The sequence below is a fragment of the Streptomyces sp. NPDC046939 genome (genome assembly GCF_040644575.1).
GTDB lineage: Bacteria > Actinomycetota > Actinomycetes > Streptomycetales > Streptomycetaceae > Streptomyces.
In genome coordinates this window covers 39718-56504 of sequence record NZ_JBEYWV010000043.1, presented here as the reverse complement: position 1 = coordinate 56504, position 16787 = coordinate 39718, and the positions used below count along the sequence as shown (strand labels likewise).

The 16787-nt window shown below is 73.0% G+C and carries 15 protein-coding genes; 13 read left to right on the top strand and 2 right to left on the bottom strand.

All coding sequences use genetic code 11. From position 1 onward, the window contains the following. Positions 1-50 precede the first annotated feature (50 nt). The 8 genes from ABZ877_RS34995 to ABZ877_RS34960 all read left to right on the top strand — a co-directional run bounded on the left by ABZ877_RS34995 (position 51) and on the right by ABZ877_RS34960 (position 8449). Positions 51-1160 (top strand): quinone-dependent dihydroorotate dehydrogenase, encoded by a 1110-nt coding sequence (locus ABZ877_RS34995; protein WP_361079769.1) that lies wholly within the window; start codon positions 51-53, stop codon positions 1158-1160. Beyond that, the gene (gene pyrF / locus ABZ877_RS34990; protein WP_361079767.1) at positions 1157-2002 is read left to right on the top strand and encodes an orotidine-5'-phosphate decarboxylase; all 846 of its coding nucleotides are present in this window, start codon (positions 1157-1159) and stop codon (positions 2000-2002) included. Before ABZ877_RS34995 ends, pyrF begins: the two co-directional genes overlap by 4 nt. Positions 2003-2237: 235 nt before the next feature. Next, on the top strand, positions 2238-2561 hold the full coding sequence (locus ABZ877_RS34985; RefSeq protein ID WP_026246651.1) for an integration host factor: 324 nt from the start codon (positions 2238-2240) through the stop codon (positions 2559-2561). Between the two features lie 61 nt (positions 2562-2622). Continuing rightward, entirely contained in the window at positions 2623-3180 is a 558-nt protein-coding gene (gmk, locus tag ABZ877_RS34980; RefSeq protein WP_361079765.1) for a guanylate kinase, read from the top strand. A gap of 50 nt (positions 3181-3230) precedes the next feature. Further along, positions 3231-3503 (top strand): DNA-directed RNA polymerase subunit omega, encoded by a 273-nt coding sequence (gene rpoZ, locus ABZ877_RS34975; RefSeq protein ID WP_005319902.1) that lies wholly within the window; start codon positions 3231-3233, stop codon positions 3501-3503. Between the two features lie 93 nt (positions 3504-3596). After that, positions 3597-4805: a bifunctional phosphopantothenoylcysteine decarboxylase/phosphopantothenate--cysteine ligase CoaBC gene (gene coaBC, locus ABZ877_RS34970; RefSeq protein WP_361079763.1), complete on the top strand. Its 1209-nt coding sequence runs from the start codon at positions 3597-3599 to the stop codon at positions 4803-4805. Between the two features lie 211 nt (positions 4806-5016). After that, positions 5017-6225 (top strand): methionine adenosyltransferase, encoded by a 1209-nt coding sequence (gene metK / locus ABZ877_RS34965; protein WP_361079761.1) that lies wholly within the window; start codon positions 5017-5019, stop codon positions 6223-6225. Between the two features lie 106 nt (positions 6226-6331). Next, entirely contained in the window at positions 6332-8449 is a 2118-nt protein-coding gene (locus tag ABZ877_RS34960) for a primosomal protein N' (RefSeq protein WP_361079759.1), read from the top strand. A 95-nt stretch (positions 8450-8544) separates the two neighbouring features. Here the strand turns inward: ABZ877_RS34960 and ABZ877_RS34955 are convergent, their stop codons facing one another. Then, entirely contained in the window at positions 8545-9087 is a 543-nt protein-coding gene (locus tag ABZ877_RS34955; protein WP_361079757.1) for a hypothetical protein, read from the bottom strand. A gap of 253 nt (positions 9088-9340) precedes the next feature. Between ABZ877_RS34955 and fmt the strand changes: the two genes are divergently transcribed. Together fmt and ABZ877_RS34945 are read left to right on the top strand one after the other, a co-directional pair. Continuing rightward, positions 9341-10270, top strand: a complete 930-nt coding sequence (gene fmt, locus ABZ877_RS34950) for a methionyl-tRNA formyltransferase (RefSeq protein ID WP_361079755.1) — start codon at positions 9341-9343, stop codon at positions 10268-10270. 122 nt (positions 10271-10392) lie between these two features. After that, complete coding sequence (locus ABZ877_RS34945; RefSeq protein WP_361079752.1) at positions 10393-11841, top strand: transcription antitermination factor NusB; 1449 nt, start codon at positions 10393-10395, stop codon at positions 11839-11841. A gap of 355 nt (positions 11842-12196) precedes the next feature. Here the strand turns inward: ABZ877_RS34945 and ABZ877_RS34940 are convergent, their stop codons facing one another. Then, entirely contained in the window at positions 12197-14515 is a 2319-nt protein-coding gene (locus ABZ877_RS34940) for an MMPL family transporter (RefSeq protein WP_361079750.1), read from the bottom strand. 151 nt (positions 14516-14666) lie between these two features. Between ABZ877_RS34940 and rpe the strand changes: the two genes are divergently transcribed. The 3 genes from rpe to ABZ877_RS34925 all read left to right on the top strand — a co-directional run bounded on the left by rpe (position 14667) and on the right by ABZ877_RS34925 (position 16773). Beyond that, positions 14667-15350 (top strand): ribulose-phosphate 3-epimerase, encoded by a 684-nt coding sequence (gene rpe, locus ABZ877_RS34935; RefSeq protein ID WP_361079749.1) that lies wholly within the window; start codon positions 14667-14669, stop codon positions 15348-15350. Between the two features lie 165 nt (positions 15351-15515). Beyond that, positions 15516-16496, top strand: coding sequence for a sugar-binding domain-containing protein (locus tag ABZ877_RS34930; protein ID WP_361079821.1), 981 nt, complete (start codon positions 15516-15518; stop codon positions 16494-16496). Beyond that, on the top strand, positions 16489-16773 hold the full coding sequence (locus ABZ877_RS34925) for a barstar family protein (protein ID WP_361079748.1): 285 nt from the start codon (positions 16489-16491) through the stop codon (positions 16771-16773). Before ABZ877_RS34930 ends, ABZ877_RS34925 begins: the two co-directional genes overlap by 8 nt. Positions 16774-16787 lie beyond the last annotated feature (14 nt).

The following is a 16787-nucleotide window of genomic DNA, read 5'->3' as shown; positions in this document are numbered from 1 at the left end:
ATGAGGCCCGCTCTTCATGAGGCAGCCGCCCGACTCCTGAGGACCCCGTCATGTACAAGCTGTTCTTCCACCTCGTCTTCAAGCGCATGGACCCCGAGAAGGCCCACTACGCCGCCTTCCGCTGGATCCGGGGCGCCGCCCGCGTCCCCGTCCTGCGCACCTACATCGCCGCCGCCCTCGCGCCGCACTACAAGGAGCTGCGCACCGAGGCCCTGGGCTTGCGCATGCACGGCCCCTTCGGCCTGGCCGCCGGGTTCGACAAGAACGCCGTCGCGATCGACGGCATGGCGATGCTCGGCTTCGACCACGTCGAGATCGGCACCGTCACGGGCGAGCCGCAGCCCGGCAACCCGAAGAAGCGCCTCTTCCGGCTCGTCCAGGACCGCGCGCTCATCAACCGCATGGGCTTCAACAACGAGGGCTCGCTCGCCGTCGCCGCCCGCCTGGCGTCCCGCAACCCGGTCTTCAAGACGACGGTCGGCGTCAACATCGGCAAGACCAAGGTCGTCGCCGAGGCCGACGCCGCGTCGGACTACGTGAAGTCGACCGAGCGCCTGGCCGCCTTCGCCGACTACCTCGTCGTCAACGTCTCCTCGCCCAACACCCCCGGCCTGCGCAACCTTCAGGCCACGGAGGCGCTGCGCCCGCTGCTCACCGCCGTGCGCGACGCCGCCGACCGCACCGTGCGCACGCGCCGCGTCCCGCTCCTGGTGAAGATCGCGCCCGACCTGGCCGACGAGGACATCGACGCGGTCGCCGACCTCGCCGTCGAACTCGGCCTGGACGGCATCATCGCCACCAACACCACGATCTCCCGCGAGGGCCTGCGCACCAAGGGCGCCGTCGTGGACGAGACCGGCGGTCTGTCCGGGGCGCCGCTCAAGGAGCGCTCCCTGGAGGTCCTCAGGCGCCTCTACGCGCGCGTGGGCGACCGCCTCACCCTGGTCGGCGTCGGCGGCATCGAGAACGCCGAGGACGCCTGGCAGCGCATCCTCGCCGGCGCCACCCTGGTCCAGGGCTACTCGGCCTTCATCTACGAGGGCCCGTTCTACGCCCGCGCGATCCACAAGGGCCTCGCCGCGCGCCTGAACAACTCCCCGTACGCCACGCTCGCCGACGCGGTGGGCGCCGATGTGAAGAAGAAGGCCGAGGCCGCATGAGCGCCAACGAACCCTTCGGCGCCCGCCTGCGCCGCGTCATGGACGAGCGCGGCCCGCTCTGCGTCGGCATCGACCCGCACGCCGCCCTGCTCTCCTCCTGGGGCCTGAGCGACGACATCGCGGGCCTGGAGACCTTCACGCGGACGTCGGTCGAGGCCCTGGCCGACACCGTGGCTGTCGTGAAGCCCCAGAGCGCGTTCTTCGAGCGGTTCGGCTCGCGCGGCATCGCCGTCCTGGAGCGCGCCGTCGCCGACCTGCGCGCGGCGGGCACCCTCGTCGTCATGGACGCCAAGCGCGGCGACATCGGCTCCACCATGGCCGCGTACGCGGAGACCTTCCTCCACAAGGACTCCCCGCTGTTCTCCGACGCCCTGACCGTCTCCCCGTACCTCGGCTACGGCTCCCTGAAGCCCGCCGTGGACCTCGCGCGCGAGTCGGGCGCGGGCCTCTTCGTCCTGGCGCTCACCTCCAACCCGGAGGGCGGCGAGGTGCAGCACGCGGTGCGGGCCGACGGGCGCAACGTCGGCGCGACGATGCTCGCCCACCTCGCCGAGGAGAACGCGGGGGAGAGCCCGCTCGGCTCCTTCGGCGCGGTCGTCGGCGCGACCCTCGGCGACCTGTCCTCCTACGAGCTCGGCATCAACGGCCCGCTCCTCGCGCCCGGCATCGGGGCCCAGGGTGCCACCGCCGCCGATCTCCCGACGGTCTTCGGCGCCGCCGTGCGCAACGTCGTACCCAACGTCAGCCGGGGCGTCCTCAAGGCCGGACCCTCGGTCGCGGCGCTGCGGGACGCGGCCGTGCGGTTCGCGGACGAGGTGCGTGAGGCGGTCGAGGGCGCCTGAGGCAGGTGCCCCGGGGTGGCACTGCGTGCCGACTTTCCGGCCCGCGTCCGAATCCTGACCGATTTGCGGGTTGTTTTGTCGGAAATGCGCGGCTCCATAGAGGCTGACCAGGACTTTTCGTCTGTTCTCGCTGACTCAGACGGCCGAGGCCGCTAGTCTCCGTCGAGAGGTGTGGGGCGACTAGGTTCCTCACCGGTCCGTATCCGACAGTTTCGACATCCGAGGTGACGTAGGCGTGGCTCTTCCGCCCCTTACCCCTGAACAGCGCGCAGCCGCGCTCGAAAAGGCCGCCGCGGCTCGCCGGGAGCGGGCCGAGGTGAAGAATCGACTCAAGCACTCCGGCGCCTCCCTCCACGAGGTCATCAAGCAGGGCCAGGAGAACGACGTCATCGGCAAGATGAAGGTCTCCGCCCTCCTGGAGTCCCTGCCGGGCGTGGGCAAGGTCCGCGCCAAGCAGATCATGGAGCGTCTCGGGATCTCCGAATCCCGCCGGGTGCGCGGTCTCGGTTCCAACCAGATCGCCTCCCTGGAGCGCGAGTTCGGCAGCACCGGAGCCTGAGGCCATGGGCCGGCCCCCGGGCTGGTCCGGGGCACTCCGGAACAACTGGAATAATCGCTGCATGAGTGAACGTCCGCGGCTGACCGTGCTCTCCGGCCCCTCGGGGGTCGGCAAGAGCACGGTCGTCGCCCATATGCGCAAGGAACACCCCGAGGTCTGGCTCTCGGTGTCGGCGACGACCCGCAAGCCGCGCCCCGGCGAGCAGCACGGCGTCCAGTACTTCTTCGTCACCGACGAGGAGATGGACAAGCTGATCGCCAACGGCGAGCTCCTCGAGTGGGCCGAGTTCGCGGGGAACCGCTACGGCACTCCGCGCGGCGCCGTGCTCGACCGCCTGGAGGCGGGGGAGCCGGTGCTGCTCGAGATCGACCTCCAGGGTGCTCGCCTGGTCAGGGAGTCGATGCCGGAGGCGCAGCTGGTCTTCCTCGCCCCGCCGAGCTGGGACGAACTGGTCCGCCGGCTCACCGGGCGCGGCACCGAGGCGCCGGAGGTCATCGAGCGCAGGCTCGCGGCCGCGAAGGTGGAGCTGGCCGCCGAGGCGGAGTTCGACACGACCCTTGTCAACACCTCCGTCGAGGACGTGGCGCGTGAGCTGCTAGCCTTGATGAAGGTTCTTTGATCTTTACCCCAGCCGGGACCCCGGTTCCGGCCCCCATCGGAAGGCAGAGAGTGTCCTCTTCCATCACCGCGCCCGAGGGCATCATCAACCCGCCGATTGATGAGCTGCTCGAAGCCACCGACTCGAAGTACAGCCTGGTCATCTACGCCGCCAAGCGCGCGCGTCAGATCAACGCGTACTATTCGCAGCTCGGTGAGGGTCTCCTCGAGTACGTCGGCCCGCTGGTGGACACGCACGTCCACGAGAAGCCGCTCTCGATCGCCCTTCGCGAGATCAACGCGGGTCTGCTGACGTCCGAGGCGATCGAGGGCCCGGCGCAGTAGCTCCGTCAGCTTTCCCACAGGCCCGACAGCCCGTCTGTCGGGCCTGTGGTGTGTCATGGAGTCGTACGTTTTTCCGAAGCCAGGGGAGAGCCGGTGTCGTCCAAGCCCAAGGTCGTGCTCGGGGTCAGCGGCGGGATCGCCGCCTACAAGGCGTGCGAGCTGCTGCGCCGCCTGACCGAGTCCGGCCACGACGTACGTGTCGTCCCCACCGACTCCGCGCTGCACTTCGTCGGCGCCGCCACCTGGTCCGCGCTCTCCGGCAACCCGGTCTCCACCGAGGTCTGGGAGTCCGTCCACGAGGTGCCGCACGTGCGGATCGGGCAGCACGCGGACCTGGTGATCGTCGCCCCGGCCACCGCCGACATGCTCGCCAAGGCCGCCCACGGCCTCGCCGACGACCTGCTCACCAACACGCTCCTCACCGCCCGCTGTCCGGTCGTCTTCGCGCCCGCCATGCACACCGAGATGTGGGAGCACCCGGCGACGCAGGAGAACGTGGCGACGCTGCGCCGCCGCGGCGCCCTCGTCATCGAGCCCGCCGTCGGCCGGCTGACCGGCGTCGACACCGGCAAGGGCCGCTTCCCGGACCCGGTGGAGATCTTCGAGTACGCGCGCCGGGTCCTGGCGCGCGGCGCCGAAGCCGCCGTCTCCGATCTCGCGGGCAAGCACGTCGTGGTCAGTGCGGGCGGTACCCGCGAACCCCTCGACCCGGTCCGCTTCCTCGGCAACCGCTCCTCGGGCAAGCAGGGCTACGCGCTGGCCCGCACCGCCGCCGCGCGCGGCGCCCGCGTGACTCTTCTCTCCGCGAACGCGACGCTGCCGGACCCGGCGGGCGTCGACGTCGTCCACGTGGGCACGGCCGTGCAGTTGCGCGAGGCGGTCCTGAAGGCGGCGGCGGACGCCGACGCGGTCGTCATGGCGGCGGCGGTCGCCGACTTCCGCCCCGAGACGTACGCCACCGGCAAGATCAAGAAGAAGGACGGCGAGGAGCCCGCCCCGATCGCGCTCGTCCGCAACCCCGACATCCTCGCCGAGGTGTCCCGCACGCGCGCCCGTACGGGCCAGATCGTCGTCGGGTTCGCCGCCGAGACCGACGACGTCCTCGCCAACGGCCGCGCCAAACTCGCCCGCAAGGGCTGTGACCTGCTCGTCGTCAACGAGGTCGGGGAGCGCAAGACCTTCGGCGCCGAGGAGAACGAGGCCGTCATCCTGGGCGCCGACGGCACCGAGACGCCGATCCCGTACGGTCCGAAGGAGGCGCTCGCGGACCGGATCTGGGACGAAGTCGTCCGGCGTGTCTGAAAACCCGGTAATTCGCGGCGCCCAGTAGTCTTCCGGAGACGGTTCATCGTGGCGCAGAATGCCGTGTCGCAGGTCACAGCCCTCCCAAGGGGCGAGATGTGTGGTCCGGCGGCCGAGCGCGACCGATAAACTGAACGCGGACACCGCCGGGCGCAGCTCCCGGCAGTCCAACAATGATCAGCCAGCAGCCGCTGCAACCACAGGGAGCGTTGTGTCCCGTCGCCTGTTCACCTCGGAGTCCGTGACCGAGGGTCACCCCGACAAGATCGCTGACCAGATCAGCGACACCATTCTCGACGCGCTGCTGCGCGAGGACCCCACGTCCCGCGTCGCCGTCGAGACGCTGATCACCACCGGCCTGGTGCACGTGGCCGGCGAGGTCACGACCAAGGCGTACGCGCCGATCGCGCAGCTCGTGCGCGACAAGATCCTCGAGATCGGCTACGACTCCTCGAAGAAGGGCTTCGACGGCGCGTCCTGTGGCGTCTCGGTCTCCATCGGCTCGCAGTCGCCCGACATCGCGCAGGGTGTCGACACGGCGTACGAGAAGCGTGTCGAGGGCGATGAGGACGAGCTCGACAAGCAGGGCGCCGGCGACCAGGGCCTGATGTTCGGCTACGCGTGCGACGAGACGCCGGACCTGATGCCGCTCCCGATCCACCTGGCGCACCGGCTTTCGCGCCGCCTGTCCGAGGTCCGCAAGAACGGGACGATCCCCTACCTGCGCCCCGACGGCAAGACCCAGGTCACCATCGAGTACGACGGCGACAAGGCGGTCCGCCTCGACACCGTCGTGGTCTCCTCGCAGCACGCGAGCGACATCGACCTCGACTCGCTGCTCGCCCCCGACATCCGCGAGTTCGTCGTGGAGCCGGAGCTGAAGGCGCTCGTCGACGACGGCATCAAGCTGGAGACCGAGGGCTACCGCCTCCTGGTCAACCCGACCGGCCGCTTCGAGATCGGCGGCCCGATGGGCGACGCGGGCCTCACCGGCCGCAAGATCATCATCGACACGTACGGGGGCTACGCCCGCCACGGCGGCGGCGCCTTCTCCGGCAAGGACCCGTCCAAGGTCGACCGCTCGGCCGCGTACGCGATGCGCTGGGTCGCCAAGAACGTCGTCGCCGCGGGTCTCGCCGCGCGCTGCGAGGTCCAGGTCGCGTACGCGATCGGCAAGGCCGAGCCGGTCGGCCTCTTCGTGGAGACGTTCGGCACGAACACGGTCGACACGGACAAGATCGAGACGGCGATCTCCGAGGTCTTCGACCTCCGCCCGGCCGCGATCATCCGCGACCTCGACCTGCTCCGCCCGATCTACTCCCAGACGGCCGCCTACGGCCACTTCGGCCGCCCGCTGCCCGACTTCACGTGGGAGAAGACGGACCGGGTGGACGCGCTGCGGAAGGCCGCGGGCGTCTGAGCCCCGCTCACCTGGCTCTCGGGGTCCGGTTCTCCTTCGGGAGGGTCGGGCCCCGGCGCTTTTCCCGGGCCCGGCGCTGTCGGTGCTCTCTGGTAGGAATACGACTGTGAGCAGCGAGAACGACACCCCCGAGCCGCCGGAGCAGCTTGCGCTCATTCGGGAGAGTGTGCGGCGGGCGAAGGTGCCGAAGGCGAAGCCGCGTACGTGGCGGGGGGCCGCGCTCGCCAAGGAGCTGCCCGTCGCGCGGGTGCTCGTCGACAAAGGGGTGCTCCACCTCGACCGGTACTTCGAGTACGCGGTGCCGGAGGAGCTGGACGCCGCCGCGCAGCCCGGGGTGCGGGTGCGGGTGCGGTTCGGGGCCGGGTCGAAGAACGTGCGGGACGGGCGGCGCGAGGGCGGCGGCCTCATCGACGGGTTCCTCATCGAGCGGGTCGCCGAGGCCGAGTACCAGGGGCCGCTCGCCGCGCTCGCCCAGGTCCTCTCGCCCGAACCCGTGCTCGACCCCGAGCTGTTGGGGCTCACGCGGGCCGTCGCCGATCGGTACGCCGGGAGCCTCGCCGACGTGCTGCAGCTCGCGGTGCCGCCCCGGCACGGCAAGGCCGAGGCGCGGGAGTTCCCGGCGCCGCCACCCGCGCCGCCCGCGCCCGAACCGGGTTCGTGGCAGCGGTACGAGCGGGGGCCCAATCTGCTCGCGTCCCTGGCCGCCGGGGGTGCCCCGCGCGCCGTGTGGACCGCGCTGCCCGGGCCCGAGTGGGCCGGGGAGATCGCCCGCGCCGTGCAGGCGACGCTCGCCTCCGGGCGCGGGGCGCTCGTCGTCGTCCCGACCGTACGTCTTGCGGCACGGGTCGACGCCGCGTTGCGCGAGGCGCTGGGGGAGGGGCAGCACGCCCTGCTCACCGCCGACGCCGGGCACCAGCGGCGCTATTCCGAGTGGCTCGCCGTGCGGCGGGGCGCCGTGCGGGCGGTGGTGGGGACGCGGGCCGCCATGTTCGCCCCCGTACGGAACCTGGGGCTCGTGGTCGTGTGGGACGACGGGGACGCGCACCACAGTGACGACCGGGCGCCGTTCCCGCATGTGCGGGAGGTTCTCGAGTTGCGGGCGACGCGGGACAAGTGCGGCTTCCTGCTGGGGAGTTGGAGCTGCACCGTCGAGGCCGCGCAACTGGTGCGCAGTGGGTGGGCCGGGGCCGTGGCCGCGCCCAGGGAAGCGGTGCGGCAGGTCGCGCCCCTCGTACGGACCGTCGGGGACCTGGATGTCGCGCGGGACGAGGCGGCGCGGGCCGCCCGGTTGCCGAGCCTCGCCTGGGACGTGGCGCGGGCCGCGCTGCGGGACGGGCCGGTCCTCGTACAGGTGCCCCGGCGCGGATACGTGCCGCGCCTCGCCTGCCAGGAGTGCCGTACGCCCGCCCGGTGCCGGCACTGCGCGGGGCCGTTGGAGGCGCGGGCGGCGACCGGCGTCCTGGCCTGCGGCTGGTGCGGTCGCGAGGAGGCGCACTGGCACTGCGCGGAGTGCGGCGGGACCCGGCTGCGGGCGCAGGTCGTCGGGGCGCGGCGGACGGCGGAGGAGCTGGGCCGGGCCTTTCCCGCGGTGCCGGTGCGCACCTCAGGGCGTGAGCAGGTGCTCGACACGGTGTCGGCGGCGCCCGCGCTGGTCGTGAGCACACCCGGCGCCGAACCCGTCGCCGAGGGCGGTTACGCGGCCGCGCTGCTTCTCGACGGGTGGGCCATGCTCGGGCGGCCCGACCTGCGGGCGGGGGAGGACGCGCTGCGCCGCTGGATCGCCGCCGCCGCGCTCGTGCGGCCCCAGGAGGCGGGCGGCACCGTCGTCATCATGGCCGAGCCGACGCTGCGGCCCGTGCAGGCGCTGGTCCGCTGGGACCCGGCGGGGCACGCGGTGCGCGAACTGGCGGACCGGGCCGAGCTGGGCTTCCCGCCCGTCTCCCGGATGGCCTCGGTGACCGGGGCGCCGGAGGCGCTGCGCGACTTCCTCGGCGCGGTCGAACTGCCCCCGGACGCGGAGGTTCTCGGCCCGGTCCCGCTGCCCCGCGCCCGCCGTACGGGGCCGGCACCGCAGGAGGACCCGGGCGAACGCTTCCTGGTACGCGTCCCCCCGGGCAGCGGCGCCGCCCTGGCCCACGCCCTGAAACAGGCCCAGGCGGCACGCATGGCCCGGGGCGGGACGGAACCGGTACGGGTGCGGGTGGATCCACCGGACATCGGATGACCCAAGGGGGGCGGGAGGTCGCTGTCGGGGTCCTGCCCCCCGTACGCCGCTGCCTCCCCGCCCATGGGCGAGGAGGCAGCAAAGAGCGCACGGTTTCAACCGTTGCGTGGGCCGGGGAAGGCGCTTGGCCGGGCCTCGTCGCGCAGGCCCTGGCTGCTCGCGGTCGGCTGGGTCGGCATGGCGCGGGCGGCCGGTACCGAGGGGAGGGTGCCCGTGGGCAGCGGCAGCGCGGGGCGCTGGGCCGTCGTCGTGTCGCCGGCGCGCTCGGCGTCGGCCGCCGCCTGGGCGACCGCCCTGCGCGCCCCGTACCTGCGGTGCACCGCCTGCTTGGTGACGCCGAGGGCCGAGCCCACGGCGTCCCACGAGAAACCCAGCGAACGGTCGAAGTCCACGGCGGCGGTCACCAGGGTCTCGACACTGTCCCGCAACTCTTGCGCGAGGCGGACGGTCGGTGCGGGGGCCCGCCCGTAGACGACGAAGCCCGCGGCGGGGCCGGAGCGGCGGGGCCGGTAGACGTTGCCGAGCTGCGCGGTGAGGGTGCGCAGTGCGTCCACCTGCCGTCGGACCCGCTCGATGTCCCGCACCAGCAGGTGCAGGCTGGCCCGTGCCTGGGCGTCGTGGGTTGCGTGGTCGGCCATGTACAAGCCTCTCGAACCGGCGATGAGAACGGTCGGGCCGCGCACGCAGCAAGCACCAGCCTCCGCTGCCGGCGGAGGGAGCTGAGTGAGCACGACCCCTGGTCTGGTCAACTCTTTCTTGACCAACGCGCCATTCAGTGAGGGGTCACGCTGTTGCGGTGTATCCGTTCCCGTGCGGGGCGCGTGTTCCGGCGCGCGCCCCATAGACTGGTGCGCTGCCCGTGACCCTGCCCCGAGAGGCCGTTAGCCACCGATGAAGCTCGTCTTCGCCGGCACCCCCGAGGTCGCCGTTCCCGCTCTGGACGCACTGATCGCCTCCGATCGGCACGAGGTCGCCGCCGTCGTGACCCGCCCCGACGCGCCCGCGGGCCGCGGCCGCCGCCTCGTCGCGAGCCCCGTCGCGGAGCGGGCCGAGGAGGCCGGCATCGAGGTGCTCAAGCCGAACCGGCCGCGCGACGAGGACTTCCTCGCCCGCCTGCGCGAGATCGGCCCGGACTGCTGCCCGGTCGTCGCCTACGGCGCGCTCCTGCCGAGGGTCGCCCTCGACGTGCCCGCCCACGGCTGGGTGAACCTGCACTTCTCCCTGTTGCCCGCCTGGCGCGGCGCGGCGCCCGTGCAGCACGCGGTCATGGCGGGCGACGAGATCACCGGCGCCTCCACCTTCCTCATCGAGGAGGGCCTCGACTCCGGGCCCGTGTACGGCACGGTGACCGAGCGGGTCAGGCCCACCGACACCAGCGGCGACCTGCTGACCCGTCTCGCCTTCGCGGGCTCCGGGCTGCTCGTCGCGACGATGGACGGCATCGAGGACGGCTCGCTCAAGGCCGTGCCGCAGCCCGCCGACGGCGTCTCCCTCGCCCCGAAGATCACCGTCGAGGACGCCAGGATCGACTGGTCCGCGCCCGCGCTCCGCGTCGACCGCGTGGTGCGCGGCTGCACGCCCTCGCCCGGCGCCTGGACCGAGTTCCGGGGCGAGCGCCTGAAGGTGCGCACGGCCGTGCTCGCCCCCGACCGCACCGACCTGGCCCCCGGCGAACTGGGCGTCGGCAAGAAGAACCTGTACGTGGGCACCGGCTCGCACGCCGTCGAGCTGCTCTGGGTGCAGGCGCAGGGCAAGAAGCCGATGGCCGCCGCCGACTGGGCGCGCGGGGTGCGCATCGCCTCCGGCGAGCAGCTCGGCTGAGCCGCGTCCCGCACGTCGGCGGCGTGGACGTACGCTGGGAGGGTTCACCTCGGCGTACGTCCATCCCGTACGCCCGTACGACCTCTGCGTACTTCTCGTACGACCCCACCAGCGGAGCACCTTTGAGCGACCAGCCGACCCCGTCCAGCCGCAGGCCACGTAAGCCGGGCAAGCCGCATCGCCGCCCCCAGAAGGACCCCGTGCGCATCCTCGCGTTCGAGGCGCTGCGCGCGGTCGACGAGCGGGACGCCTACGCGAACCTCGTGCTGCCGCCGCTGCTGCGCAAGGCCCGCGAGAAGGAGGGGCCGGGGAAGTTCGACGGCCGGGACGCGGCGCTCGCCACCGAGCTGGTGTACGGGACGCTGCGCCGCCAGGGCACGTACGACGCGATCGTGGCGGCCTGCATCGACCGGCCGCTGCGCGAGGTCGATCCGCCGGTGCTCGACGTGCTGAACATGGGCGTGCACCAGTTGCTCGGCACGCGCATCCCGACGCACGCGGCGGTCTCCGCCTCCGTGGAGCTGGCGCGGGTGGTGCTCGGCGACGGGCGGGCCAAGTTCGTCAACGCCGTGCTGCGCAAGGTCTCGCAGCACGATCTCGACACGTGGCTGGAGAAAGTCGCGCCGCCCTATGACGAGGACCCCGAGGAACACCTCTCCGTGGTGCATTCGCACCCGCGATGGATCGTCTCCGCGCTGTGGGACTCGCTCGGCGGCGGGCGGGCCGGGATCGAGGACCTTCTTGAGGCGGACAACGAGCGGCCCGAGGTGACGCTGGTCGCGCGCCCCGGGCGCATCACGGCGGACGCCGTCCTCGCTGACGTGGGTGAGGAGTCCGCGCTTCCGGGCCGCTGGTCCCCGTACGCCGTGCGGTTGACGGAGGGCGGGGAGCCGGGCGCGCTCGACGTCGTGCGCTCCGGCCGGGCCGGGGTGCAGGACGAGGGCAGTCAGCTCGTCGCCCTCGCACTCGCGAACGCGCCCCTCGAGGGCCGGGACGAGAAGTGGCTCGACGGCTGCGCGGGCCCCGGCGGCAAGGCCGCGATGCTGGCCGGGCTCGCCGCCGAGCGTGGGGCGATGCTGCTCGCCGCCGAGAAGCAGCCGCACCGCGCGGGCCTCGTCGCGAAGGCGCTGCGCGGGAACCGGGGGCCGTACCAGGTGATCGCCGCCGACGGGACGCGCCCGCCGTGGGGGCCCGGCACGTTCGACCGGGTCCTCGTGGACGTGCCCTGCACGGGGCTCGGCGCCCTGCGGCGGCGGCCCGAGGCGCGCTGGCGGCGCCGTCCGCAGGACCTGGAGGGGTTCGCGCCGCTCCAGCGCTCCCTGCTCCGCATGGCGCTCGACTCCGTACGCGTCGGCGGTGTCGTCGGCTACGCGACCTGCTCGCCGCACCTGGCGGAGACGCGGGCCGTCGTCGACGACGTGCTGAAGGCGACCGGCGGGGCCGAACTGATTGACGCCCGGCCACTGCTCGACGGCGTCCCGGCTGTCGGGGACGGCCCCGACGTCCAGCTGTGGCCGCACCTGCACGGCACCGACGCGATGTACCTAGCACTGATCCGCCGCACCGCCTGAGGATCCGCCTAGCGTACCGCCTGGCGCGCTGCCCGGTGTCGCTCGCGGCGCATCGCCTGGCGTTGCTCCTGGCGCGCTGCCCGGTGTCGGTCCTGGCGCGTTGCCTGGCGTTGCTCCTGGCGCGCTGCCCGGTGTCGGTCCTGGCGCGTTGCCTGGCGTCGCTCGTGGCGCGCTGCCCGGTGTCGGTCCTGGCGCGTTGCCTGGCGTTGCCCCTGGCTCACCGCCCGGTGTCGGTCCTGGCGCGCTCCCTGGTGTCGCTCCTGGCGCGCTGCCCGGTGTCGGTCCCGGCGCATCGCCTGGCGTTGCCCCTACGCACCGCCCGGTGTCGGTCCCGGCGCACCGCCTGGCGTTGCCCCTACGCATCGCCTGGCGTCGCTCCTGACGTACCGCCCGGTGCTGGTCCCGGCGCATCGCCCGGCGTTGCCCCCGGCGCACCGCCCGGTGCCGCTCCCGGCGGGCCGTCCGGCGCCCCGCCCGACACACCACCCGGCGCCCCGCCCGACCCACCGTGCGGCGCCCCGCCCGACACACCGCCCGGCGCCCCGCCCGACGACCCCGCGAGGGCGCTAGGCCACCACACCCGTGACCCCACGTCCAGGAAGAGTGCCGTCACCAGGACCGAGCGGACGATGAAGGTGTCGAGGAGGACGCCGAGCGCGACCGCGAAGCCGATCTCGGCGAAGGCCACCATCGGCAGCGTGCCCAGGGCGGCGAACGTGCCGGCGAGGACCAGGCCCGCCGAGGTGATCACCGCGCCGGTCGCGGACAGGCCCGTGACGACGCCCGGCCGGGTGCCCTGGCGGGCGGCCTCCTCGCGGATGCGGGTGGTCAGGAAGATGTTGTAGTCGATGCCGAGCGCCACCAGGAAGACGAAGACGAAGAGCGGGAAGTCCGTCGACTCGCCCGCGTAGTCGAACAGGTGGCGGAAGGCGAGCGCGCTGACGCCGAGGGCCGCGGCGAACGACAGGACGACCGTCCCGATCAGCAGCAGCGGCGCGACCACGGCGCGCAGCAGCAGCCCGAGGATCAGCAGGACGACCACCAGGACCAGCGGGATCACGAGCTTGTTGTCGTGGGCGGTGGCGCGGTCCATGTCGAGCAGGGTCGCCGAGCCGCCGCCCACCTTGGCGTCCGCGTCCGGCACGGCGTGCACCGCGTCCCGCACCCGCTGCACGGTGTCCCGGGCCGCCTGGCTGTCGGACGGCGCCCTGGTCGTGGCCTCGAACAGGACCCGGCCGTCGTGCTCGGGCGCGGTGTTCGGCGGGACGTTGATGCTGCGCGCGACGACCCCTTCCGTACGCGCGACCGCGAGCCGCACGCGCCCGCTCCGCTCACTGTTGGCGATGACGACGAGCGGATCGCCGGTGCCCGCGGGGAAGTACTTCGCGGAGACCTCCTGGCCCGCGATCGAGTCCGGCTTGTCCGTGAAGGAGTCGGCGTTGCTGATGCCCTCCGCTCGCAGTTGCAGCAGGCCGAGCGAGAGGACGGCCAGGGTGATCGCCGTCGCGGACCACACCAGGCGCGGCCGGTGCGCGATGCGGCGGCCGATCCGTGACCAGACACCGCGCTCGGTGGGCTCCGGGGAGCCCAGGTGCGGGACGACGGGCCAGAACAGCCAGCGCCCGAACACCACGAGCAGGGCGGGGAACAGCGTCAGCATGGCGAGCAGGGCGACGGCGACGCCGATCGCGGCGACCGGGCCGAGGCCGCGCGTGGAGTTCATGTCGGCGGTGAGCAGCACCAGCATGCTGCACACGACCGTCGCGCCGGAGGCGAGGACCGCCGGGCCCGCCCGGTGCAGGGCGAGCGCCATCGCCTCGTGCCGGTCCTCGTGGCGGCGCAGTTCCTCCCGGTACCGGGCGACCAGGAGCAGGGCGTAGTCCGTCCCCGCGCCGAAGACGAGGACGGTGAGGATGCCCGCGCTCTGCCCGTTCACGGTGAGGCCCGCGTGCTTGGCGAGCAGATAGATGAGCGCCTGCGCCGTGAACAGGGCCGCCACCACGCTCACCACCGGCACCAGCAGCAGCGACGGGCTGCGATAGGTGAACAGGAGGATCACGACGACGATGCCGAGCGCGGACAGGAGCAGCGTCGAGTCGATGCCCTCGAACGCCTTGGAGAAGTCCGCCGACGTGCCGCCGGGGCCCGTGATGTGGATCGTGAGGCCGCCCACCGACTTGCCGGTCTGGTCCCGTACGGAGTCGACGGCGGGCGCGATCCGCTGCCAGCCCTTCGCGTCCATGGTGATGGGCACGGCGATCTGCGCCGCGGACGGCCGTACCGGCTTGTCGAAGACCGGCCCGACGGTCTGCGCGCCGCGCAGGCCGTGGTCGTCGAGCCCCCGGATCTGCCGGGCGTCGGCCGCGATGCGGGCCCGGTCCGCCACGGTCAGGCCGCCCTCGCGCGCGTAGACGACGATGGCGGGGATGGTCTCCGGGCGGAAGTCCTTGGAGAGGTCGAGCACTTGTGTCGACTCGGCCGAGCCCGGCAGCCAGGACTGGGCGTCGTTGTCCTGCGCGTCGGTGAGCTTCTGCGCCAGCGGCGCCACCCCGACCAGGACGACCAGCCACAGGAGCACCACCAGCCACTTGCTGCGCCGCCCGCACACCAGATGGGCGACGCCGCGCCGCGGTGCGGGCTCCGTGGTCCGGGCATCGGTCCGTACGTCCGCCATGGCGCGCCCCCCGCTGCGTCGTGCGCGGTGATCCCTGTCCGCCCTTCCTGGACGGCCCACGATGGCACGACAGGGCACGGCTCGGCATCGGTTCCGCGCGGTGGTCCGGACCGAGGCGGATGCCGGGCCCGGTCCATGGCAGGCTGGGGGCATGGCTCAGATCAACCCCAGCATCCTGTCCGCGGACTTCGCGCGCCTCGCCGACGAGGCAAAGGCCGTCGAAGGCGCCGACTGGCTCCATGTCGATGTCATGGACAACCACTTCGTCCCCAACCTCACGCTCGGGGTGCCGGTCGTAGAGTCGCTGGCGCGGGCTACGGACACCCCGCTGGACTGCCATCTGATGATCGAGAACCCCGATCAGTGGGCTCCCCAGTACGTCGAAGCGGGTGCCGGTTCCGTCACCTTCCACGCCGAGGCGGCCGGCGCCCCGGTCCGGCTCGCGCGCGAGATCCGCGCCAAGGGCGCCCGCGCCTCCATGGCGCTCAAGCCCGCGACGCCGATCGAGCCGTTCGAGGACCTGCTCCCCGAGCTCGACATGCTGCTGATCATGACGGTCGAGCCGGGCTTCGGGGGCCAGGCGTTCCTCGACATCATGCTGCCCAAGATCCGCAGGACGCGGCAGCTCATCGCCAAGCACGGCCTCGAACTGTGGCTCCAGGTCGACGGCGGCGTCTCCGCCAAGACGATCGAGCGGTGCGCCGAGGCGGGCGCGGACGTCTTCGTCGCGGGCTCGGCCGTGTACGGCGCCGACGACCCGGCCGAAGCGGTACGTGCATTGCGCACCCAGGCGCAGAGCGCGATGGCCTCCGCGCCGTGGGCATGCGACCACTGAGCCACGGATACGTGAACGCCCGTCATCAGGGCTGATCAAGCCCGAAGGATCTGCAAGGATGAGCCGCGTATCCAGGTTGTGAACGCAGTGAGTCGTGCAGAAGAGCAGAAGAGCAGTGAGGAGATCGCCGTGTCCGCATCATCGGCAGGTCGGTCAGCCCTGCGGATGGGGCCCGCGGAGCTGGTGCAGGCGGCGGCCATGGCCCGTCGCTTCTACCTAGAGGGCAAGTCCAAGATCCAGATCGCCGAGGAGTTCGGCGTCAGCCGCTTCAAGGTGGCCCGGGTCCTGGAGACGGCCCTGGAGCGAGATCTCGTACGCATCGAGATCCGGGTCCCGGCCGAGCTGGACGCCGAGCGCTCCGACGCGCTGCGCGCCCGCTACGGCCTGCGGCACGCGGTCGTCGTCGAGTCGCCCGCCGAGGCCGAGGAGTCGCCCGACCCGGAGAACCTCGGCGAGGTCGCCGCCGATCTCCTCGGCGAACTGGTGACCGAGGGCGATGTCCTCGGGCTCGCCTGGGGCCGCTCCACCATCCACATGGCCGCCGCCCTCGACCGCCTCCCGCCCTGCACCGTCGTGCAGCTCACCGGCGTGTACGACGCCGGGACCGCCGAGCGCGGCTCGGTCGAGGCCGTGCGCCGCGCCGCGCAGGTCTCCGGCGGCGACGCGCACCCGATCTACGCGCCCATGCTGCTCCCCGACGCCGCCACCGCCGCCGCGCTGCGCAACCAGACCGGGATCGCCCGCGCCTTCGAGTACTTCGACAAGGTCACCGTGGCCTGTGTGTCGATCGGCTCCTGGGAGCCCGGCATCTCCACCGTGCACGACATGCTCAGCGACGAGGAGCGCGCCCACTACGCTTCGCTCGGTGTCGCCGCCGAGATGTCCGCGCACCTCTTCGACGCCCAGGGCCGCCGGGTCGGCCGGGACCTGGGGGAGCGGTGCATCACCGTCGAGGCGGACCGGCTGCGCCGGATACCGGAGGTCGTCGCCATCGCGGGCGGCCAGCGCAAGGCCGCCGCCATCGACGCCGTGCTCCGCTCGGGCCTCGTGACCAGCCTGGTCACCGACACCGCCGCGGCCGACTTCCTGCTCGCGGCGGGGCCCGGGCCGCGCCCCGCGCTCCAGCGCACGGACCCGGATGACTGACCCCCTCGTCCTCGGCCTCGACCTCGACGGGGCCGGGGACAAGGCCGCGTTCATGGAGCGCTGCGCGGCCGTGCTCGCCCTGCCGGACTGGTTCGGGCGGAACTGGGACGCGCTCGCCGACTGCCTCCGCGACCCCGGCGTCCTGCCGGGCGCCGGGCGGCGGCTCGTCCTCGTGGTGACCGGCTGGCAGGGCTTCGCCGCGCGCTGCCCCGAGGACTGGGCGACGGCCCGCGCCGTGTTCGCCGAGGCGCCCGCCGTCGAGCTGCGCCTCGCCTGACCGCCGCCCTTGGA